Genomic DNA, 19,730 nt, shown 5'->3' with positions numbered 1-19,730 from the left:
GGCGGTGGCGGGGCGGGCCGGCGCGACCGCCGAGGACGGCCGTCGCAGCGCCTCTTCGAGCTGGCGGGCCATGTCGTTGAGGATCGCCGCATCCACGGTGCGCGGCTCTCCGCTGCGCGTGCCGGCCGGCGCGGGGGCCGGCTCCGGCGGCAGCACCGGCTGCGGCATCGGTGGGGCGGCCGGCACGACCGGCGGCACGGGCGCGATGAAGGGAGGCGCCTCGGCGGGCGGCGCCTCGAAGACCGGGCGCTCCAGGGGCGGAGGCGTCTGGCGGGGGCGCAGGCTCGGCGGCTCGACCCGGCGCGAGGCGTTGAAGCGCGAGGTCGACCGGGCCGGCTCGGGCGGCAGATCCGGGGCGGCGCCGTCCTGCTGCGGCAGCGGCGCGAAGGCGGCCATCCGCTCCGGCTCTGGCGGCCGCGGCAGTTCAGGCTCGGGAAACGGCGGCGGGAGCGGCGCCGGCTCGGTGCTCGCCGGCAGGGGGAGCGGGGCCTCGGGGCCGTCGGGCTCCGACCGGTCGGTCAGTTCCGCCGCCACCCGGGTGGTGCCGGTCCGCACGATGTTGCGCTCGACCACCACGTCGTTCGGACCGCCGACCAGCAGCAGGTGCTCGGTGTTGTCCCGGCGCAACAGGATGAGCTGGCGCTGCCGGTCCAGCTCGTAGATGTCGACGATGCCGAGCCGCGGCTGCCGGCTGCGGCCCGACCCGCCATTGCCCCCCAGGCTGAGGCGGCCCCGGGCGAACCGCTTCGCCCCGAAGGCAAACAGGCTGAGGAGCACGACCATGATCAGGAAGACGATCAGGTAGGAGAGCAAGGGCGAACCGTCCGTCCCGAGGATCGAGGAGAGCAAAGCGCGGTCTCTCAAATGAGGCGCACGCGGGGCACGCCGACGATGGGGAGCCTTCTAGCACGGCTGTGCCGGGCCTGCGCAGGGGACGTTTACATATCGTTAACAGCTTTGAGCGGCGTTGCGGACGGGCCGGGCGGGATGCGCGACGACGTTCGTCTTAACCAGCTTTTAACCATGCGCTAGGCAGATTGTGCCGGTCAGAACCCGGAAGGCACGCCCGTGTCGGTCACCGATCTCCCCCTCGTCGCGATGTTGCGCAACCGCATGCAGTGGCAGCAGACGCGCCAGAAGGTCCTGGCGGAGAACGTTGCCAATGCCGACACGCCCGGCTTCCGGGCCTACGACCTCAAGGCGCCGCGCTTCCGCCCCGACGGCACCCTGGCAGCCGCCGGCCTGCCGGGGGTCGGCCTGGAACGCACCAGCCTCGTGCATCTCGCCGGCACCGGCCAGCCCTCCCCGCCGGAGGAACGGGCCCGCACGCGCTTCGAGATGATGCCGAGCGGCAACGCCGTCAGCCTCGAGGACGAGATGCTGAAGGCCGCCGACAACCAGGGCGACTATCAGCTCGCCAGCCTCCTCTACCGCAAGAGCCTCCAGACCCTCCGCATCGCGGTCGGCAAATAGGTCCCCCCGAACCCTCCGTCGCCCGGGCTCCCGCCGCGAGCCGTCGTCCTCCCGGTCCTCCCTCACACCGTTCCGAGGTGGTTTCCATGGATTTCAGTAAGGCGATCGGCATCGCGGCGTCCGGGCTCAAGGTCCAGTCGGGCCGGATGCGGGTCATCTCGGAGAACATCGCCAACGCGGATTCGGCGCCCACCAGCGCCAACGCGGAGCCGTACCGGCGCAAGATCCCGACCTTCACCAACCATGTCGACCGCGAGCTCGACGCCTCGGTGGTGGATCTCGGCAAGGTGCGCAAGGACCAGAGCCCGTTCCGCTCCAAGCAGGATCCCGGCAACCCCGCCGCCGACGCCAACGGCATGGTGCGGATGCCCAACGTCAATGTTCTCGTCGAGACCGTCGACATGCGCGAGGCCCAGCGCTCCTACGAGGCGAACCTCAACATGGTCACGCTCACCAACCGCATGGTGTCCCGCACCATCGACATCCTGAAGGCCTGACCATGACCACCAACGCCTTTGCCGCCGGCGCCTACGCGGCGATCCAGAACATGGGCCGCACGCCCGCCTCCGGCATTGCCGGGGCCGGCGCGGGAGAGGGCGGCTTCACCCAGCTCCTGTCCTCCGCCCTCGACGGGGTGGCGGAAGCCGGCAAGCGCGCCGACGGGCAGGCGATGGCGGTCGCGTCCGGCAAGGCCAACGTCGTCGACGTCGTCACGGCGGTGGCCGAGAGCGAGACCGCGCTCCAGACCCTGGTGGCGGTGCGCGACCGGGTGATCTCGGCCTACGAGGACATCATGCGGATGCAGATTTAAGGAAACGTTGGCGCCCGATGACCGGCCTCGCCATCCTCGATGTCGCGCGCGACGGCATCCTCACCTTCCTGAAGGTCGCCGGCCCGCTGATGGTCGTCGCCCTGGTCGTGGGCCTCGTCGTGTCGCTGTTCCAGGCCCTGACCCAGATCCAGGAACAGACCCTGATCTACGTGCCGAAGATTGTCGCGGTCTTCGCCGCGATGCTGCTGATGCTGCCCTTCATGGGCGATGCGCTGGCCGGCTACATGACCCGTATCGCCGCCCGCATCGCCGCCGGGGGTTGAGCGGGCGCGGATTCCGGCCAACAAGTCCGATATCCCCCGCTCGCCCGAGTCGCCCCGGACGTGAACCTCCTCCTCCCCGGCCTCGCCTCGGCCTATCTCCTCACCTTCGCGCGGGTCGGCACGCTGGTGATGCTGATGCCGGGCGTCGGCGAGGCGATGGTGACGCCGCGCCTGCGTCTCGCCTTCGCGCTGCTGCTCTCCCTGGTGCTGTTCCCGGTCGCCCGCCCGCTGCTCCCCGGGGGCACCGGGCCCGAGCCCGGCGGCACCGGCACGGCGCTCATCGGCGTGCTGGTCGGCGAGATCGCGGTCGGGCTGGTGCTGGGCCTGAGCGTGCGGGCCGTGATCGCGGCGCTCCAGACCGCCGGGACGATCATCGCCCAGCAGCTCGGCCTCTCCTACGCGATGACGGTCGATCCCTCGCTCGGCAACCAGCAGGCGACGCTCGGCAGCTTCCTCAGCCTGCTCGGCCTCACCCTGGTCCTCGCCGCCGACCTGCATCACCTGGCGCTCGCCGGCATCCGCGATTCCTATGCCCTGATGCCGCCGGTCGGCATGCCGGCCACCGGCGACGCCGCCGCCTTCGCGGTGCAGGCGGTGACCCGCGGCTTCACCCTGGCGGTGCAGATCTCGGCGCCGTTCATCGCCTTCGGCATCCTGTTCAACCTCGGCCTCGGCGTGCTCTCGCGCCTGATGCCGCAGATGCAGGTGTTCTTCGTCGCCACCCCGGCGGCGATCCTGGTCGGCATGCTGGTCTTCCTGGCGACGATCGGGGTGATCATGGGGGTGTTCGTCGACGATCTCGGCCGCTTCCTGGCCGATCTCGGGAGGACGTGAGCGGATGTCGGAGCAGGCCGACCAGGAAGACCGCACCGAAGACCCGACCCAGCGACGCCTCGACGAGGCGATCAAGCGGGGCGACGTCGCCACCAGCCAGGAGGTTAACACCTTCCTGATGCTCGGCGCCTTCACGCTGGTGCTGATGGTCGCCGCCGCGCCCCTCGCCCGCGGCCTGCTGACCGACCTGCGCGGCCTGCTCGCCCATCTGCACGAGGTGCCCTCGGATCCCGCCGGCTACTTCGCCTTCGGCCGCCGGGCGCTCCTCGCCGGCCTCCTTGCCCTGGCGGTGCCGATGGGCGCGGTGGCGGCGGCGGGTCTCGTCGGCGGCCTGTTCCAGCATCCCCTGGTCTGGACCACCGAGACGCTGGCGCCGAAATTCAGCCGGGTCTCGCCGATGGCCGGCCTCAAGCGGCTGTTCGGCCCGGAGGCGTGGTTCCAGTTCGGCAAGGGCCTGGTCAAGATCCTGCTCGTCGGCATCGCCGCCGGCATGGTCCTGTGGGGGGACCGCGACCGGCTCGAAACCTTCGCCCGGCTCGAGCCGCAGGGCGTGCTCCAGGGCACCCTCGCGCTCTGCCTGCGGCTGATGGGCGCGGTGCTGGCCTCCTATGTCGTCGTCACCCTGGGCGACGCCGTCTACCAGCGCTTCCGCTGGCGGGCGCGCCTGCGCATGTCGAAGCAGGAGCTCAAGGAGGAGCTGAAGGAGCAGGACGGCAATCCCGAGGTGAAGGGGCGCCTGCGCCAGATCCGCATGCAGCGGATCAAGAAGCGCATGATGGCGGCGGTGCCCGGTGCGAGCGTGATCGTCACCAACCCGACCCACTACGCGGTGGCGCTCCGCTACGAGGCCGGGATGGCCGCGCCGGTCTGCGTCGCCAAGGGCGTCGACGCCCTGGCCTTCCGCATCCGCGAGGTGGCGCGCGAGCACGGCGTGCCGGTGGTCGAGAACCCGCCGCTGGCCCGTGCGCTCCATGCCACCGTCGAGATCGACGCCGCGGTGCCGCCCGAGCATTACCGCGCCGTGGCCGAGGTGATCGGCTACGTGATGCGCCTGCGGCGCCGGCGCTAGCCGGCGCCCGGACCGAACCGGGTTCATCCCCGGCTTCATTCCAAGGAAACGCCGCGCCTGCTAGGGAACGGACGAGACGGCCCTTTCACGGGCAACAGGATCGGGATCCGGACGCGGCGCCGGTCCCTGGGGAGTGTCGAGGCGACATGCCGGAGTTGAGCTCATCCGCGGCGGAGGCCGCCCTCGACCGCTCCGAGCGGCCCGGCCGGGTCAGCCTGCTCCTGCTGCTTGCCGGCCTCCTCGTCGGCGCCGCGGTGGGCCTGAGCTTCGTCGCCAACGAGCAGGCGCAGCCGATCATCCTCGGCCTGCTGGCGCTGCTGGCCATGGCGGGCGTGTTCTGCCTCTTCGCCTTCGCCATCGGGGCGATCCAGCTCACCGGGCAGGGCACCCGCAACGACGTCACCAAGGCGGTGGTCGATGCCGCGCCCGACGGCATGATCGCCATGGAGGAGGGCGGCCGGCCGATCTACGCCAACGCCGCCTATCTGAAGCTCGCCGGCAGTGACACCTTCACTAACCTGCGGCCGGTCGAGCGGGTCTTCGTCGGCTCGCCCGAGGTGTCGGAGGCGGTCTACCGCCTCGCACAGGCCGCGCGCGAGGGCCGCTCGCTGTCGGAGGAGATCCGCATGGCGCCGCCGCCCGGCGGCACGGCGGAGCGCGATTTCGCCTGGTTCCGCATCGGCGTGCGGCCGCTGCCCCTGCCGCGGCGGCCCCTGGCCCTGTGGAGCGTGGCCGACATCACCCATGAGCGCGAGCGCCAGGAGAACGTCTTCCAGGAGCTTCAGCACGCGATCGACTACCTCGACCACGCGCCGGCGGGCTTCATGGCGGTCGATCCGAAGGGCTCGGTCGTCTACATGAACGCGACGCTCGCGGCCTGGCTCGGCCACGACCTGGCGCAGGTCGGCTCAGGCGGCTTGCGCCTGTCCGAGATCCTGCCCGACGATCTCGGCCAGGTCCTCGTCGGCGGCAAGGGCGAGCCCGGCGAGGTCCGCACCGACCGGTTCGACCTCGATCTGCGCCGGCGCAATGGCCATCCGCTCTCGGCCCGGCTCTATCACCGCGTCGCCTACGGCCAGGACGGCCGGCCGGGCGATTCGCGCACCCTCGTCCTCAACCGGTCGGCCGGCGAGGAAAGCAGCGACGATCCGCAGCAGGCGGCCGAACTGCGCTTCGACCGCTTCTTCAACACCAGCCCGGTCGCGGTGGCGACGCTCGCCGCCGACGGGCGGCTGGTGCGCGCCAACGCCTCCTTCGCACGGCTCTTCGGCACCCTGCCGCGCACCGGCGACGGCGACGAAGCGGGGCCGCCGGTGCGCGACTTCGTCGTCGAACGCGATCGCCACGTCGTCGACGCGGCGGCCCGGGCGGCGGCGGAGGGACGCGGCGACGTGCCGCCGGTCGAGATCGGGGTCTCGGCGCCGGTCAACCGCTCGGCCCGGATCTGGCTCAGTCCCGCCGGCACCGCGGGCGGCGCGGAAGGCGCGGTGATCCTCTACGCCCTCGACACCACGGCCCAGCACCAGCTCCAGCAGCAGGTCAACCAGGCCCAGAAGATGGAGATGGTCGGCCAGCTCGCCGGCGGCATCGCGCACGACTTCAACAACGTGCTCCAGGCGATCATCGGCTATTCCGACCTGCTGCTGGCCAGCCACCGCCCGGCCGATCCCGCCTTCCAGGACATCATGCAGATCAAGCAGAACGCCAACCGGGCCGCGAGCCTGGTGCGGCAACTGCTGGCCTTCTCGCGCCGCCAGACCCTGCGGCCGGAGGTGATCCATCTCGGCGAGGCCCTGTCCGACCTCACCCTGCTGCTGAAGCGCCTCCTCGGCGAGCGGGTCGAACTCGACCTCAAGCACGGCCGCGACCTCTGGCCGGTCAAGGCCGACGTCAACCAGTTCGAGCAGGTGATCGTGAACCTCGCGGTCAATGCCCGCGACGCGATGCCGGAGGGCGGGCGCCTGCTGATCCGCACCGCCAACATGACCGCGGAAGCCGTCGGCGCCTTGCGCCTCAACGGCCTGCCGGGAGCCGACCACGTGCTGATCGAGGTCAGCGACACCGGCACCGGCATGACCCCGGAGGTGATGGAAAAAATCTTCGAGCCGTTCTTCACCACCAAGGAGGTCAACAAGGGCACGGGCCTCGGCCTCTCGACGGTGTTCGGCATCGTCAAGCAATCCGGCGGATACATCGACGTGCGCTCGACCGTCGGCCAGGGCACGGTCTTCGCCATCTACCTGCCGCGCCACGTGCCGGTGCCGGAGGCGGACACCGCCGAGACGCCGGCCGAGGCCGTCCTGCCGGCGCCGGGCGCCGCTCCGGCCGCCGCCGCTGCCGAGGCCCCGAAGGCGCCAGCCCGCGACCTCACCGGCCGCGGCACGATCCTGCTCGTCGAGGACGAGGACCCGGTCCGCGCCGTCAATGCCCGGGCGCTGACCGCCCGCGGCTACACCGTGCTCGAGGCCGCCTCGGGCCTCGAGGCGCTCCAGATCATGGAGCGCCGGGAGGTTTCGGTCGATCTCGTCGTCTCCGACGTGGTGATGCCCGAGATGGACGGCCCGACCCTGCTGCGCGAGTTGCGCAAGGCCCACCCGGCCCTCAAGGTGATCTTCGTCTCCGGCTACGCCGAGGACGCCTTCCGCAAGAACCTGCCCGATGGCGAAGAATTCAACTTCCTGCCCAAGCCCTTCAGCCTGAAGCAGCTTGTCGAGACGGTGAAGACCACGATGGCGGGGTGAAGAGGGCAAGACCCCCCTCCGACGCCGTCGCATCCCGCAACGGCTCGACCTCCGACGCGCACGTCCTCGCCTGTGCCTGGCTGCTCGATGCCGACACCTGGAGCCGCGACCGCGACGTCGCCGGGACGGGCTGGCCGTCCTGGTCGACCGCCAACCTGCGCCGCGCCCTCGACGGTGCCCGATCTCCCGACAATCCCCGGCAAACGTCGCTTCTGCCCTTGCCGGATGAGAACAAAACAAGTACATAAAACCCGGCCGCGCGATTGAGACTTGCCGCCCCTCCTGCCATAAGGACCCGCCGAGATGGCTCAGCCCCAGATGCGACTGGTGGAAAACCCGACCATGGACAAAGACAAGTCGAAGGCGATCGACGCCGCCCTCGCCCAGATCGAGCGCGCCTTCGGCAAGGGCTCGATCATGCGGCTCGGCAAGGGCGACAAGGTGCAGGAGGTCGAGGTCATCTCGACCGGGTCGCTCGGCCTCGATATCGCCCTCGGTGTCGGCGGCCTGCCGCGCGGGCGGGTGATCGAGATCTACGGGCCGGAATCCTCCGGCAAGACCACGCTCGCGCTCCACACCATCGCCGAGGCCCAGAAGAAAGGCGGCGTCTGCGCCTTCGTGGATGCCGAGCACGCCCTCGACCCGGTCTATGCCCGCAAGCTCGGCGTCAACCTCGACGACCTGCTGATCTCGCAGCCCGATACCGGCGAGCAGGCATTGGAGATCACCGACACCCTGGTGCGCTCCGGCGCCATCGACGTGCTGGTGGTCGATTCGGTGGCGGCCCTCACCCCGCGGGCCGAGATCGAGGGCGAGATGGGCGACCAGCAGCCGGGCCTCCAGGCCCGCCTGATGAGCCAGGCCCTGCGCAAGCTCACCGGCTCGATCTCGCGCTCGAACTGCATGGTCATCTTCATCAACCAGATCCGGATGAAGATCGGCGTCATGTATGGCAGCCCCGAGACCACCACGGGCGGCAACGCGCTGAAGTTCTACGCCTCGGTCCGCCTCGACATCCGCCGCATCTCGACCCTCAAGGACCGCGACCAGCCGATCGGCAACAGCGTCCGGGTCAAGGTGGTCAAGAACAAGGTGGCGCCGCCGTTCAAGCAGGTCGAGTTCGACATCATGTTCGGCGAGGGCGTGTCGAAGGTCGGCGAGCTGATCGACCTCGGCGTCAAGGCCGGCATCGTCGAGAAGTCGGGCGCCTGGTTCTCCTACGACAGTCAGCGCCTCGGCCAGGGCCGCGAGAACTCGAAGGGCTTCCTGCGCGACAACCCCGATATCGCCAACAAGATCGAGGCGTCGATCCGGCAGAATTCGGGCCTCGTCGCCGATAAGATCCTGGAGAACGCCACGCCGACGGCGGACGACCTCGACGAGGGATCGGCCTGATCCGCAGGATCACATCGAGAGACAGGGGGCCGCCGCGCGACGAGCGCGGCGGCCCCCTGTCTCTTTCGCAAGGCGACACGGTAGAAGAAGAAGCGCGGGCCTCGCCTCTCCCGGCTGGCTTCCGTTGATCCAGCTTAAGGATTTTCATCTCCGACCAATGCGAAGTTGCCCAATCTTTTTCTCGGCTTGCACGGCCGAAGCCACGTGCTTCGAGAAAGGGAACGGTTGTCGGAGAAGGATTGTCTGAGGGGCGTAACCCATCGCCTCCTCGCCCAGGACGTCGAAAAATCGTAGAGTCGATGTCAAGCCCAGATGTCCGGGACCTTGGGCTTGACGACAGTTCGAGAATGGCACCAAACGTCGGTTTCAACGACCGTTGCTATGAGATGGTTCATCGGCCCGATGCGTCAGCATCTTGGGCCGATGGGACAAGCCGAGGCCGCGCGGAGGAGAGAGGGTTCTTGCCCAGCGGTTTTCGCTTCCATGCCGCACGACCTGCTTCATCGTGTACCTTGGTGCAGCAGCAAAGAGCGCGTGATCATTCCGCCTGGGAAAGGTTATCCCGCGCCCGACCGTCCAGGGATTCTCGTTGGACAGTGCTGGTGTCGCTCGCATCGACCCAGCGACGAGAGAATCCCCATCGGTGACACCGCTGCGATCGGTCAGATCAATACGTCCGGCCGGGCCGGGAACGGGAGCCGCGCCGGCTGAGATAGGCGATCAGCTTCGGCAGGACGAAGAGCGTGACGAACTTGCGCAACATGGCGGGGTCTCCCTTCAGGTGGATGGGGTGAGTGTCAGCGTGATTGGCGCACGAGCCAGCCCGCCGCGAAGGCGAGGACGGCGATGCCGATCAGCGTGTTGGTGCGATGGCCTTCGGCGTAACGCACGGCGCGCTGGCCATAGGCCTCTCCGCGGCGACGGGCCGCGCGGGCGGCGTCGGCGACATCCTCCGCCCGCTCGCGCGCCGTGTGCCCGATCTCCCCGGCGCGCTCGCGCACCTCCCGGGCGAGATGGCGGCCGTCCTCGACGAGGTCATCCGCCCGGTCGCGGGCGCGGCCATAGGCGTATTGCGCGCCGCCGGCCACCTGGTTCGCGGCGCCACGGACCTGACGGACGGGGTCGCCGGTGAGGCCGCCGAGGGCAGTCTGGGCGCGGCCCTTCAGGTGACGGGACGCGCCGTTGAACTGGTCGCGGTTCATGCTGTCCTCCTGAGTATCGGGGGTTGCGGAAAACCCGGAACGTGTGGGGCGGCGGAACGATCCCGCCGCCCTGATGGACAAGGGCGCGGCGTCATACCAACGGCTGAAGATGCTGACGCATCGATTCGATCTCGGGCAGGCCCGAGATCGACGCGGCCGTTGCTCCATCTCGAATTTTCGATGCCAAGCCCAGATGTCAGGGATTTTGGGCTTGGCAAAAATTCGCGAACAGCATCAAAGGTCGTTTTTAACGACCGTTGATATTACTTGCGGCCGAGCACGCTGTCGGCGGCGTTCTTCACGCCGTCCTTGACCTCGCCGACCGTGCGCTGGGCCTCGCCCTTCAGCTCCTGGGCCTTGCCCTCGGCAACCAGATGGTCGTCGCCCGTGACCTTGCCGATGCCCTGCTTGACGTTGCCGACGGCCTCGTTGGCCAGGCCCTTGATCTTGTCGGTGGTGCTGCTCATCGGACAGTCTCCTTGGCTTCGAAAGGGGAAGGGGAGGGCTCCCGCCATGGCGGGAGCCGGTCAGGGATCAGACGCGGCGGGTGTCGTAGGCGGTCACCAGCGCCGGGGCGCCCAGGCGGCCACCGAAGAATGCCGCAGCGGCGCCGAGCAGCAGCGCGATGGCGGCGTAGAAGGCGCCCTGCGTGGCGGCCGACTTGGCGGCGACGGTCGCGGCCTCGGCCTTCTGCTTGGCGGTGGCGACCGCCTGCTCGTACTGCTTCTGGTAGTCGTCGATCTGCGCCTTGGCCTGGTCGGGCGAGATGCCCTGGGCCTTGGCCAGCGCGTCGGCGGCGCGGGTCTTGGCCTGCTCCGTCTGGGACGCATCGCCGGTCAGCACCGCGCGCACGGCGGCCACGGCGGCGTCGCGGGCGGCCTGCGGGTCCTGGCCGGCAGCCTGCTGGCGGACCTTGTCCTCGATGCCGTCGAGGGGGTTCTGGATCTTCGACAGGGATGGGGCCGCGGCCTGGGCGGCGGTCTGGATCGTGCCGCCGACGAGGTTGCCGGCGCCGCCGAGCGCGCCCGAGACCGTGCTGAGCGTGCCGCCGACGAGGCCGCTCGCCGCCGAGGTCACGAGATAGATCACCACCAGGGTCGTCACCGCCCAGGAGACGAGGCCGTGCAGGGCAGCCGCCCCCGGCAGCGGCTTGCCGGACAGCCGGCCCGCGATGGCGCCGCCGGCCAGCGACGCGACGATGCCCGAGATCACGAACCACAGGCCCGCCCCCATCGAGACAGTCGAGGCAGCCGGGTTGTCGGCAGCGTTCACGCCGACCGAGGACAGGCCGACGCCGACGCCGACGAGGTTGAGGATCACCTGCGTCACCAGGGCGGTCACGGCGCCGGCGAAGATGGCGCCCCAGGAGACCTGGTTGAGCAGGACCGCGCGGGTGTCGGCTTGCGTCGTTGTCAGGGGTGAAACCGGGGTCTGGATGGTCACGTCGTTACTCCGGGTCGTTCAGGCAAGGATGTGCGGGCAAGGGTGGGCGGACCTGGATGGGCGGCCAATGGGGGTGTCGGTTGGTCCCGGCCCCGGGCGCTCTCCCACGCCGGGACCGGGGCCAGGGCCGGGCGGCCGGGGAATCAGTCGCGATTGGCGTTGACCAGGAGGCCGAGGCCGAAGCCCACGAGGCCGGCGATCACCAGCGAGGCGACCGGGTACTCGGCGACCTGATGGCCGACCTGCCGGGCGCCCTGGCGCAGGGAGCGGCTGCCGCGCTCATAGGCGTCCTCGGCGTAGCCCCGCGCGTCGTCGGCGACATCCCGTGCCTGGTCGGCGAACTCCTCCGCCCGGCCGGTGGCGCGGTCCGCGTAGTCCCGAACCCGGTCGGCGGCTTGGCCGGCATAGTCCTGGGCCCGGTCCGAGGCATGGCGGACGCCGTCCTTGGCCTGGCCATAGGCGTTCTCCGCCGCGCCCTGCGCCTCGCGGAACCGGCCCTCGGCCGAGTCACGGTGCGAGCCGGTCAGGTCGCCGACCGCGCCCTGGATCTTGCCGCCGAGTTCGCGGGTGGCGCCGGTGATGCGATCCGTGTCGATCATGGGAAGTCTCCTTCGGGTGGTGTGGTGGGTGGCACGGCGCCCTCGCGCGGGGCGCCGGATGGCGGGTGTCGTCAGTCCCGGTACGGTCCGTCCCCGCGCGGCGACCCGATCGGGCCCCGCGCGGGATGGGCCTTGCCCTTCTGACGCCGGCCCTCGGCCTCGACCCGGACATCGCCGGTGAGCTTGCCGATGGCCTCCTTCACCGAACCCTTGACTTGCTCGGTGCAAGTTGCGTCGGTGAAAGTCTTTGGCGCGCTTTCGGTCATGAGCACCTCGTCGAGACTGAGAGAACTCCGACAGACATTTAGATGTGGCTGCCTCGCGCGCCGTCAATGGTAGAAAATTACTAGTGTCCTGAACTTTCGTTGCCAGAGGCCCGAAGCGGGAAACCATGCTCGCGGCCCCACAGGATGACCTCGGTGCGGCGGTGTACGCCGAGCTTGCGGTAGAGCGCGGCGCCGTGGTTGCGCACGGTGTTGCGCGACAGGCCGAGCTTGCGGGCAATGCCGTCGTCATCGAGCCCGGTGCAGATCAGGTTCAGGATCTGCCGCTCGCGAAGGGTCAGGTCCGGCACGGCGTCGTCCGGCGTCTCGCGGCCCGGCCGGCGTAGGTTGGCCAGCTTCTCGATCAGCCCGCGGCTGAACCAGGACGTGTCGGCCATCACCGTCTCGATCGCGTCGAACAGCTCGCGCTCGGTGTGCTTGCGCTCGGTGATGTCCTGGAGGACCATCAGCACGAACTCGGCCTCGCCGATGCTCACCCGCTCGGCCGAGACCAGGCAGTCGAGGTCGGCGCCGCTCTCGTGGCGCAGGCACACTTCCAGCCCGAGCCCATAGCCGGTGCGCGCCAGCCCCTCCTCGAAGCGCCGGCGCTGCTCGGCCGAGACCCACAGCCCGAACTCTGCCGGGGCGCGGCCGACCACCCGGTCCTCGCTGAAGCCGAAGACCCGGCCGAAAGCCTCGTTGATGCTGGTCACCTGGAAATCCTCGGCGCGGGCGAGCAGCGTCGGGACGGGGGTCAGGCGGAACGCCTTGGCGAAGCGCTCCTCGCTCTGGCGCAACGCCGTCTCGGCCTTCCGGCGCAGCTCCAGGTCGGCGAAGGTGAACAGCATGCAGGGCTCGTCGCCCATCTCGATCGGCTGGCCGGCCACGATCACGAAGCGGCCACCGCCCTCGGGCAGTTCCAGGCGCGCCTCCATCTGGGGGATCGTGCCGCCTTCGTTGAGCCGAGAGACCGCGAGGTCGCGGTGGCGGGCATTGGCCAGCACGTCGACCTCGTAGACGCTGCGGCCGATCACGGCGTCGCGGGTGTAGCCGGTCATTTCCAGAAAGCCGGCATTGACCTTGACGTGGCGCAGGTCGGAGAGCCGCGTGATGACGGCGGGCGCCGGATTGGCGTTGAAGGTGCGCTCGAAGCGCTCCTCGGCCTCGAACTGGTCCGACACGTCCTTGAGGATCAGCGCCAGGCAGCTCGGCTTGCCCTCCCGGTCGGTGGCGACGAGGCTGCGCAGGGAATGGACGAAGCCGACTTCCGGCTTGTCGGTGCGCGTCACCTCGACCACGACGTCGTGGAAGCGCTCCCCGGCGACGACCCGCTCGATCGGGTAGTTCTCCGGCGTCCGGTTGTTGCGGTAGCGCAGGGCGAAGCGCTCCCGGTACGCGTCGACCGTCGGGCCGATCTCGTCCAGGCTCTCGGCGCCGTGCATCGCCAGCGCGGCCTCGTTGGCGTAGGCGATGGTCTGGTCGGGCTCGACCAGGATCACGCCCTCGCTGAGGCCGGCGATGATCTGCCGGAGTTCATGCCTGTCGACGCCTGCGGTCACGGCTCGCTTCGTCCCTTCATGCTCGTCGCCGCTGCCTCTCGGGCAGCGGAGCACAAACGGATCGCGCGCTAACGGGTTCCCGCGGGTCAGCGAGATTCACCGGTAGAATCGTATCATTGACGTAATTGGCAGCGATCAGAAATAAGTCCGACCACCACCGCACCGCCGCGCTTCCCCACGGGACTAATCCGCTGGAACGCCCGGTCTAGTTCGATATGCAGATGGTTGACGGGCTTTTTTCCGTGCAGACAGATCATGAGGGGCAGGCAAGGATTGCCGCATCGGAGGCAGGCTTAGCCGTGATTCCGTCGCATCTCGGCGGGCTGCTGCGGGATTACTTTCCCGAGATCGTCGTGCTCGATCCCGGCTCGCGTCTCGGCCAGATGCTGGCGCGCCTGACGCAGGCTCTCGCGGCGGCGCAGGCGGCCGGTGATGTTGCGTCATTCGGAGCCGGGCTTCTCGATGCGGTGCCGCGCCTGCGCCGATACGCGCTGTCCTTGACCCACCACGGAGCCGATGCCGACGATCTGGTCCAGCACACCCTGCTCAAAGCCTGGGAGCACCGGCGCCAGTTCTCCCCCGGCACCAGCCTGCCGGCCTGGCTGTTCGCGATCCTGCGCAACAGCTTCTTCAACGGGCGCCGCAAGTACCGGCTCGAAGTGGCGGACCCCGACGGGGCCCACGCCGCCACCCTGGCAAGCGCCGCCGAGCAGGAGCACCGGGCATCCCTGCGCGACGTCCAGGGCGCCCTCGACCGGCTCGAGCCGGCGCAGCGCGAGGCGCTGCTCCTCGTGGCCGTGGAAGGGCTGTCCTACGAGGCCGCCGCCGCCATCATCGGCTGCCCGGCCGGCACGGTGAAGAGCCGCGTCAGCCGGGCCCGCGACCGGCTCGGGCAGGATCTGGACAGGGGCAGTCCGACCCCGTCTGGCACCGCCTGAATGGCGTTCGCCCGCTCACTCGTTTTGCCCGACAGGGCGTCCCCCATCGTTCCGGCGCTATCCCCCGAGGCGTCCGGGACGGTCGCGGACCGGGCACGGCATGGTTCCCCCGTCCGTGCCCGGTTCGTCGCGAAGGTCCCATCCCGGGCTCAGGCAATCGCTGCGCGTGGCCGACCGGGAGGGCTGACGTCGCACCGCGACGAGTCGCATTCTGGGCCGGGGCGTCGCGCCGGCGTGGACGAGCCAACGGGATATTAATCCTGTATCAACGCGACCGCATCATGGTGGCGGTGGTCTGCGCCACCGGAGCGGCATCGTGTCCCGTTCGACCCTCGGCAACATGCGAATTTTCGCCAAGGCGGCGATTCCGGTCGGCTTGCTCCTGGTCATGCTGGCGGGCCTCTGTGGCTTTGCCCTGTCGCGGATGAGCCTCATCGCTCAGACCTATCAGGACGTCCTCAACCGCGACGTGGCGGCGAGCCGGGCAGCCTCCGAGGTGCGGCTCGAGCTGATGCGCTACGGTGCGGTGGTCAACCGCATCGTGTCCGAGAGTTCGATGTCCGAGCTCGACGCCCTGGAAAAGGAGACCAAGGCGATCGCCGCGGCGCTGCCGGGCCGGCTCGATCGGCTCAAGGCGCTGATGCCAGAGGCGACGGCCGGCGCCGGCCAGGTTCTCGCGCGGTTCGGGGAAGCGTTCGAGGCGACGGACGACTTGATCACCAAGACCTTCGGCAGCCAGCAGGACCAGGCCTTGCGGGTCGGCCGCGAGCGCGTTGACCCCGCGCTGAATGCAGCCCGTCAGGTCCTCGGCGAGATCGAGGCCGGGGCCGAGAGCATGATGCGCCGGGCAAGCGACACAGCGTTGGCGGCCGGGGACGAGGCCCGGGTCACCACGATCGCCGCGGCCGCTGCCGCCTGTACGGTCGCGCTCGTCCTCGCCTGGTTGATCCTGCAACGCGGCGTCGCCGGCCCGGTCGTCGCGATGGCTCGCATGATGGAGCGGCTCGCCGCCGGCGAGACCGCGGTGGCGGTCTCCGGCACGCAGAGGCGTGACGAGATCGGCCGGATGGCCCGGGCGGTCCAGGTGTTCAAGGACAGCCTGATCCGCAGCCACGCATTGGAGGAGGAAGCCGCCCAGGCGCGGGCCTCGACCGAGGAGCAGCGCCGGGCGGGCATGCGCCAGATGGCGGCGGCGTTCGAGCGGGCGGTCGGCGGCATCGTCGGAGAGGTCGCGTCCTCGGCCGGCGCCTTGCAGGCGACCGCCTGGACCATGACGGCCGCCGCCAGCGAGACCGCTGGCCGCTCGGCGACGGCCGCGGCCGCCGCCGGCGAGGCGTCGGGGAATGTCGGTGCGGTGGCGGCTGCCGCCGAGGAGCTGGGCGCCTCGGTGGGCGAGATCGGCCGGCAGGTGGACGGTTCGGCCGCGCTCGCCCGTGCCGCCGTGACCGAGGCCGATCGGAGCGGCGCCCTGGTGCAGGAGCTGAGCAACGCGGTCGCCCGCATCGGCGACGTGGTCGGGCTGATCTCGTCGATCGCCGCCCAGACCAACCTGCTGGCGCTCAACGCCACGATCGAGGCGGCCCGCGCCGGTGCGGCCGGCCGCGGCTTCGCCGTGGTGGCGGCGGAAGTGAAGGAACTCGCCGGCCAGACCGCCCGGGCGACCGACGAGATCACCGCCCAGATCGGACGCATCCAGGGTTCGACCGAGCAGGCGGTGGGCGCCATCGGTGCGATCGCCGGGCGCATCCGCGAGATTTCGACCGTGGCGACGAGCATCGCGGCGGCGGTGGAGGAGCAGGGTGCGGCGACCCAGGAGATCGTCCGCAACGTCTCCCAGGCCGCGGCCGGCACCGACGCGGTGACCGCGAACGTCGCCGGCGTGGCCGGGGCCGCGGAGGAGACGGGGGCCGCCGCCGCCAAGGTGCTGGACGCGGCCTCCACCCTGTCGCGCCAATCCGAGAACCTGACGGCGGAAGTGCACCGGTTCCTGGATACGGTCCGGGCGGCCTGAGGGGCTGTTGGACCGACGGCCTCAGCATCATGCGGCGACGTGTTCACCGGCGCGCCGCAGACAATCCGGCACAATCCGGCACAATCCGGCACAATCCGGGACCGAGAGCGAGACCGGCATGCGAGCGCGCCGCCGGTCGGGCGCCGCGACCCGACGGGAATGCGATGACGGTCGAGCGTGCCGGCTCGACGGACCGCCGGATCTCCATCCACGAGTCTACGGACGCCGCTCGCGCTCCCGGCCCGCCTCGATGATCGAGCGGATGCGGGCGGCCATCGTCTCGATCGAGAAGGGCTTGGTCAGCACTGCCATGCCGGGGCTCACGCTGCCGTTGCCCAGGATGGCGGTCTCGGCATAGCCGGTGATCAGCAGCACCTTGAGGTCCGGCCGGGTCTCCCGGGCCGCCTCGGCCATCTGGCGGCCGTTCATGCCGCCGGGCAGACCGATATCGGTGACCAGAAGGTCGATCCGCACGTCGGAGCGCAGCACGCGCAAGCCCGCCGCGCTGTCACCGGCTTCGATCGCCGAGTAGCCGAGGTCCTCCAGGATGTCGGTGACGAGCATGCGGACGGTCGGCTCGTCGTCGACCACCAGCACGGTCTCGCCGCCCGCGGAGCGCGGCAGCGGCGGGGGCGTCCCGGTCTCGGCCTCGCCCGGCACCGCGCCGGCATGGCGCGGCAGGTAGAGGCTGACAGTGGTGCCGCGGCCGACCTCGGAGGTGATCCGCACCTGCCCGCCGGATTGCTGCGCAAAGCCGTAGATCATCGACAGGCCGAGGCCCGTCCCCTCGCCGATCGGCTTTGTCGTGAAGAACGGCTCGAACACCCGGGCGATCACGTCGGGTGCCATGCCGGTCCCGGTATCGGTCACGCGCAGGCGCACATATTCCCCTTCCGGCATGTCGTGCCGGCGGGCGGTCCGGGCGTCGATGGTCCGGTTGGCGGTTGCGACGACGATGCGCCCTCCGTCGGGCATCGCGTCGCGGGCGTTGAGGCAGAGGTTGAGCAGGGCGTTCTCGAGCTGGGACGGATCGACCAGGGCCGGCCAGGCGTCCGGAGCCGCAACCACCTCGAGGGCGATGCCCGGGCCCACGGTCCGCTGGATCAGCTCCTGCATCCCCCGCGCAAGCCGGTCCACGTCGGTGGGCCGGGGATCGAGCGTCTGCCGGCGCGAGAACGCCAGCAGCCGGTGGGTCAGCGCCGCGGCGCGCTTCGCCGCGCCCTGCGCCGCCGCCATGTAGCGCTCGACGTCCTTGAAGCGGCCCTGGGCCAGCCGCGTCTGCATCAGTTCGAGCGAGCCCGAGATGCCGGCGAGCAGGTTGTTGAAGTCGTGGGCGAGGCCCCCGGTGAGCTGGCCCACCGCCTCCATCTTCTGAGCTTGCCGAAGCGCCTCCTGCGTCGCCGCCAGCTCGGTCTCGGCCCGCACCCGGTCGGAGATGTCCTTGGCGAAGTGGAACGCGCCGATCACCCGGCCCTCCGCGTCGCGCAGCGGCGAGTAGGAGACCTCCCAGGTGGGCATCGCCAGGGCCGGATCGCCGAATTCCGCGGTCACCGTGTCGCATTCGCCGGCCAGCGCCCGGGCCATGAAGCGTCGCATCACCGGGGCCTGGTCCGGCGGGAACAGGTCGGGAAACACCTCGCCGATCCGTACCCGGCGGCCGAAGATCCGGTAGAATGCGTCGCTATGGGCCTGGTTGAAGGCGATCAGCCGGTACTCGGTGTCGAAGGCGCAGATCGGCACGGCGCTCGACTGGACGATGTCGCCGTAGAGGCGCAGCTCCGCCGTGCGGTCGGCCACCTGCCGGCCGAGCGACAGGTTCAGGTCGCGCGAGGCGGCCTCGGCCCGCTTGCGCGCGGTGATGTTGGTGGCGGCGCCGTACCACTCGGTGATCCGGCCGTGCTCGTCGAGCACCGGCACCGCCCGGGACGAGGCCCAGCCGACCGACCCGTCGGCGAGGTGGACCCGGTGCTCGAGGCTGTAGGACGTCTTGGTGCGAATCGCGCGCGCGATCTCGGCCCGCAATGCCGGCCGGTCCTCCGGCGGGATATAGGTCTCGATCCAGTCGGTGCGGGGGGAGGTCGTGTCGGCCATGAAGTCGCCGCCGGAGAGCTGGTAGAGCCGGCTCCAGTCGGCGCTGGTCCGGTAGCGGACCTCGGACGAGGAGCGCACCAGGGCGTCCAGCATCTGCTCGCGCCGGCGCAGGGCCTCGCCGAGATCGCGCAGCCGTTCGCGCTCCGGCGTGACGTCGAACTGCGACGCGAAGAAGTAGGTCAGTGCGCCGTCCGCGTCGAAGACCGGCGAGATCAGCAGCCGGTTCCAGAATGTCTCGCCGTTCTTCTTGTGGTTGAGGAGGTCGATCTCGATCGCCACGCGGCGTTCGATCGCGTCGCGGATCTTCTCCACGTCGGCGCGGTCGGTCGCCGGCCCCTGGAGGAAGCGGCAATTCTGGCCCAGGACCTCGTCGCGGGCATAGCCGGTCAGCTTGCTGAAGGCGGCATTGGCGAAGACGATCGGGTTGTCGGGCCGGTGCGGATCGGTGATCAGCATCGGCATCCGTGTCGCCCGCACGGCGGCGGCGAAGGGGTCGTGGCTCGGGCTGGAGCGACCGATCTCGGCGTCGATGCGGTCGCTTTCGCGGCGGTCAGTCACGGGTCCCGTCGCTCCCTCGCGCGCCCTCCGGCGGTGTCGGCCGCCCGGAGCGGGACCTATCACAGCCCGGCCCGCTCGCGCACGATTCTCTTTCCACCGCGGCAAAGCGCGCGGGACGCCGCCGGCTCGCAAGGGGGCTGCGAGCCGGAACGGTCAAGTCCCTCGCGTCAGGCCACGTCGAGGCCGAGATCGACGATGGGGGCGCTGTGGGTGATCCAGCCGGTCGAGATCAGGTCGACCCCCGAGGCCGCCACGGCACCGACGGTCTCGCGGCTGATCCGGCCCGACGCCTCGCTGACCGCCCGCCCGTCGATCATCGCCACTGCGCGGCGCAGGGTCTCGGGGGTCATGTTGTCGAGGAGCACGGCATCGGCCCCGACCTCCAGCGCCTCCTCGAGCTGCGCGAGGGTATCGACCTCGACCTCGATCTTCACCAGATGCCCGACGCCCGCGCGGGCG

At 70.4% G+C, this 19,730-nt stretch carries 19 protein-coding genes and 1 pseudogene; 11 read left to right on the top strand and 9 right to left on the bottom strand.

Features of this window, described 5'->3' with window-relative positions:
- Positions 1 to 849: pseudogene (locus VP06_RS21630) on the bottom strand (hypothetical protein); the annotation flags it as partial.
- Between the two features lie 219 nt (positions 850 to 1,068).
- Between VP06_RS21630 and flgB the strand changes: the two are divergent.
- The 9 genes from flgB (at position 1,069) to recA (ending at position 8,607) form a co-directional block, all read left to right on the top strand.
- A complete protein-coding gene (flgB, locus tag VP06_RS21625; RefSeq protein WP_048465853.1) occupies positions 1,069 to 1,473 on the top strand; it encodes a flagellar basal body rod protein FlgB in 405 nt (134 codons plus the stop codon).
- Between the two features lie 86 nt (positions 1,474 to 1,559).
- Positions 1,560 to 1,970, top strand: coding sequence for a flagellar basal body rod protein FlgC (gene flgC / locus VP06_RS21620; protein WP_048465852.1), 411 nt, complete (start codon positions 1,560 to 1,562; stop codon positions 1,968 to 1,970).
- A gap of 2 nt (positions 1,971 to 1,972) precedes the next feature.
- Complete coding sequence (fliE, locus tag VP06_RS21615) at positions 1,973 to 2,284, top strand: flagellar hook-basal body complex protein FliE (protein WP_048465851.1); 312 nt, start codon at positions 1,973 to 1,975, stop codon at positions 2,282 to 2,284.
- 17 nt (positions 2,285 to 2,301) lie between these two features.
- On the top strand, positions 2,302 to 2,568 hold the full coding sequence (fliQ, locus tag VP06_RS21610; protein ID WP_048465850.1) for a flagellar biosynthesis protein FliQ: 267 nt from the start codon (positions 2,302 to 2,304) through the stop codon (positions 2,566 to 2,568).
- A gap of 60 nt (positions 2,569 to 2,628) precedes the next feature.
- Complete coding sequence (gene fliR, locus VP06_RS21605) at positions 2,629 to 3,402, top strand: flagellar biosynthetic protein FliR (protein ID WP_048465849.1); 774 nt, start codon at positions 2,629 to 2,631, stop codon at positions 3,400 to 3,402.
- Positions 3,403 to 3,406: 4 nt separating this feature from the next.
- Complete coding sequence (flhB, locus tag VP06_RS21600) at positions 3,407 to 4,471, top strand: flagellar biosynthesis protein FlhB (RefSeq protein WP_048465848.1); 1,065 nt, start codon at positions 3,407 to 3,409, stop codon at positions 4,469 to 4,471.
- Positions 4,472 to 4,617: 146 nt separating this feature from the next.
- Positions 4,618 to 7,212 carry a cell cycle histidine kinase CckA gene (gene cckA / locus VP06_RS21595; protein ID WP_048465847.1) on the top strand — a complete coding sequence of 865 codons (2,595 nt, stop codon included), beginning with the start codon at positions 4,618 to 4,620 and terminating at the stop codon, positions 7,210 to 7,212.
- Positions 7,209 to 7,460 carry a PIN domain-containing protein gene (locus VP06_RS36545; protein ID WP_156295705.1) on the top strand — a complete coding sequence of 84 codons (252 nt, stop codon included), beginning with the start codon at positions 7,209 to 7,211 and terminating at the stop codon, positions 7,458 to 7,460. Before cckA ends, VP06_RS36545 begins: the two co-directional genes overlap by 4 nt.
- A 55-nt stretch (positions 7,461 to 7,515) precedes the next feature.
- On the top strand, positions 7,516 to 8,607 hold the full coding sequence (gene recA / locus VP06_RS21590; protein WP_048465846.1) for a recombinase RecA: 1,092 nt from the start codon (positions 7,516 to 7,518) through the stop codon (positions 8,605 to 8,607).
- Positions 8,608 to 9,404: 797 nt separating this feature from the next.
- On the opposite strand, the gene VP06_RS21585 is transcribed toward recA, so the two are convergent.
- The 6 genes from VP06_RS21585 to VP06_RS21560 form a co-directional block, all read right to left on the bottom strand.
- Positions 9,405 to 9,809 carry a CsbD family protein gene (locus VP06_RS21585; protein ID WP_048465845.1) on the bottom strand — a complete coding sequence of 135 codons (405 nt, stop codon included), beginning with the start codon at positions 9,807 to 9,809 and terminating at the stop codon, positions 9,405 to 9,407.
- A 263-nt stretch (positions 9,810 to 10,072) separates the two neighbouring features.
- Positions 10,073 to 10,276: a CsbD family protein gene (locus tag VP06_RS21580; protein ID WP_048465844.1), complete on the bottom strand. Its 204-nt coding sequence runs from the start codon at positions 10,274 to 10,276 to the stop codon at positions 10,073 to 10,075.
- A gap of 67 nt (positions 10,277 to 10,343) precedes the next feature.
- Positions 10,344 to 11,252 (bottom strand): hypothetical protein, encoded by a 909-nt coding sequence (locus VP06_RS21575; protein WP_048465843.1) that lies wholly within the window; start codon positions 11,250 to 11,252, stop codon positions 10,344 to 10,346.
- Positions 11,253 to 11,395: 143 nt separating this feature from the next.
- On the bottom strand, positions 11,396 to 11,851 hold the full coding sequence (locus tag VP06_RS21570; protein WP_048465842.1) for a CsbD family protein: 456 nt from the start codon (positions 11,849 to 11,851) through the stop codon (positions 11,396 to 11,398).
- 71 nt (positions 11,852 to 11,922) lie between these two features.
- On the bottom strand, positions 11,923 to 12,117 hold the full coding sequence (locus VP06_RS21565; RefSeq protein ID WP_048465841.1) for a CsbD family protein: 195 nt from the start codon (positions 12,115 to 12,117) through the stop codon (positions 11,923 to 11,925).
- An 80-nt stretch (positions 12,118 to 12,197) separates the two neighbouring features.
- Positions 12,198 to 13,673 carry a helix-turn-helix transcriptional regulator gene (locus VP06_RS21560; RefSeq protein ID WP_048465840.1) on the bottom strand — a complete coding sequence of 492 codons (1,476 nt, stop codon included), beginning with the start codon at positions 13,671 to 13,673 and terminating at the stop codon, positions 12,198 to 12,200.
- Between the two features lie 299 nt (positions 13,674 to 13,972).
- Between VP06_RS21560 and VP06_RS21555 the strand changes: the two genes are divergently transcribed.
- Together VP06_RS21555 and VP06_RS21550 are read left to right on the top strand one after the other, a co-directional pair.
- A complete protein-coding gene (locus VP06_RS21555; protein WP_245291269.1) occupies positions 13,973 to 14,611 on the top strand; it encodes a sigma-70 family RNA polymerase sigma factor in 639 nt (212 codons plus the stop codon).
- Between the two features lie 316 nt (positions 14,612 to 14,927).
- Positions 14,928 to 16,622 carry a methyl-accepting chemotaxis protein gene (locus VP06_RS21550; RefSeq protein ID WP_053081974.1) on the top strand — a complete coding sequence of 565 codons (1,695 nt, stop codon included), beginning with the start codon at positions 14,928 to 14,930 and terminating at the stop codon, positions 16,620 to 16,622.
- A 216-nt stretch (positions 16,623 to 16,838) separates the two neighbouring features.
- Here VP06_RS21550 and VP06_RS21545 read toward each other — a convergent pair whose 3' ends face one another.
- On the bottom strand, positions 16,839 to 19,271 hold the full coding sequence (locus VP06_RS21545; RefSeq protein ID WP_156295704.1) for a PAS domain-containing protein: 2,433 nt from the start codon (positions 19,269 to 19,271) through the stop codon (positions 16,839 to 16,841).
- Between the two features lie 167 nt (positions 19,272 to 19,438).
- The coding region (locus VP06_RS21540; RefSeq protein ID WP_048465839.1) for a nicotinate-nucleotide diphosphorylase at positions 19,439 to 19,730 on the bottom strand (292 nt) is incomplete at its 5' end.

The organism is Methylobacterium aquaticum (assembly GCF_001043915.1).
Taxonomy (GTDB): domain Bacteria; phylum Pseudomonadota; class Alphaproteobacteria; order Rhizobiales; family Beijerinckiaceae; genus Methylobacterium; species Methylobacterium aquaticum.
Note: the sequence above shows the minus strand (reverse complement) of the source record. Positions and strands in the feature narration are given on the sequence as shown.

What these genes read in the sequence shown, in the direction of transcription:
- flgC (WP_048465852.1), top strand. Translation starts at nt 1,560, where the DNA reads ATGGATTTCAGTAAGGCGATCGGCATCGCGGCGTCCGGGCTCAAGGTC.
- fliE (WP_048465851.1), top strand. Translation starts at nt 1,973, where the DNA reads ATGACCACCAACGCCTTTGCCGCCGGCGCCTACGCGGCGATCCAGAAC.
- fliQ (WP_048465850.1), top strand. Translation starts at nt 2,302, where the DNA reads ATGACCGGCCTCGCCATCCTCGATGTCGCGCGCGACGGCATCCTCACC.
- flhB (WP_048465848.1), top strand. Translation starts at nt 3,407, where the DNA reads ATGTCGGAGCAGGCCGACCAGGAAGACCGCACCGAAGACCCGACCCAG.
- cckA (WP_048465847.1), top strand. Translation starts at nt 4,618, where the DNA reads ATGCCGGAGTTGAGCTCATCCGCGGCGGAGGCCGCCCTCGACCGCTCC.
- recA (WP_048465846.1), top strand. Translation starts at nt 7,516, where the DNA reads ATGGCTCAGCCCCAGATGCGACTGGTGGAAAACCCGACCATGGACAAA.
- VP06_RS21585 (WP_048465845.1), bottom strand. Translation starts at nt 9,809, where the DNA reads ATGAACCGCGACCAGTTCAACGGCGCGTCCCGTCACCTGAAGGGCCGC.
- VP06_RS21580 (WP_048465844.1), bottom strand. Translation starts at nt 10,276, where the DNA reads ATGAGCAGCACCACCGACAAGATCAAGGGCCTGGCCAACGAGGCCGTC.
- VP06_RS21570 (WP_048465842.1), bottom strand. Translation starts at nt 11,851, where the DNA reads ATGATCGACACGGATCGCATCACCGGCGCCACCCGCGAACTCGGCGGC.
- VP06_RS21565 (WP_048465841.1), bottom strand. Translation starts at nt 12,117, where the DNA reads ATGACCGAAAGCGCGCCAAAGACTTTCACCGACGCAACTTGCACCGAG.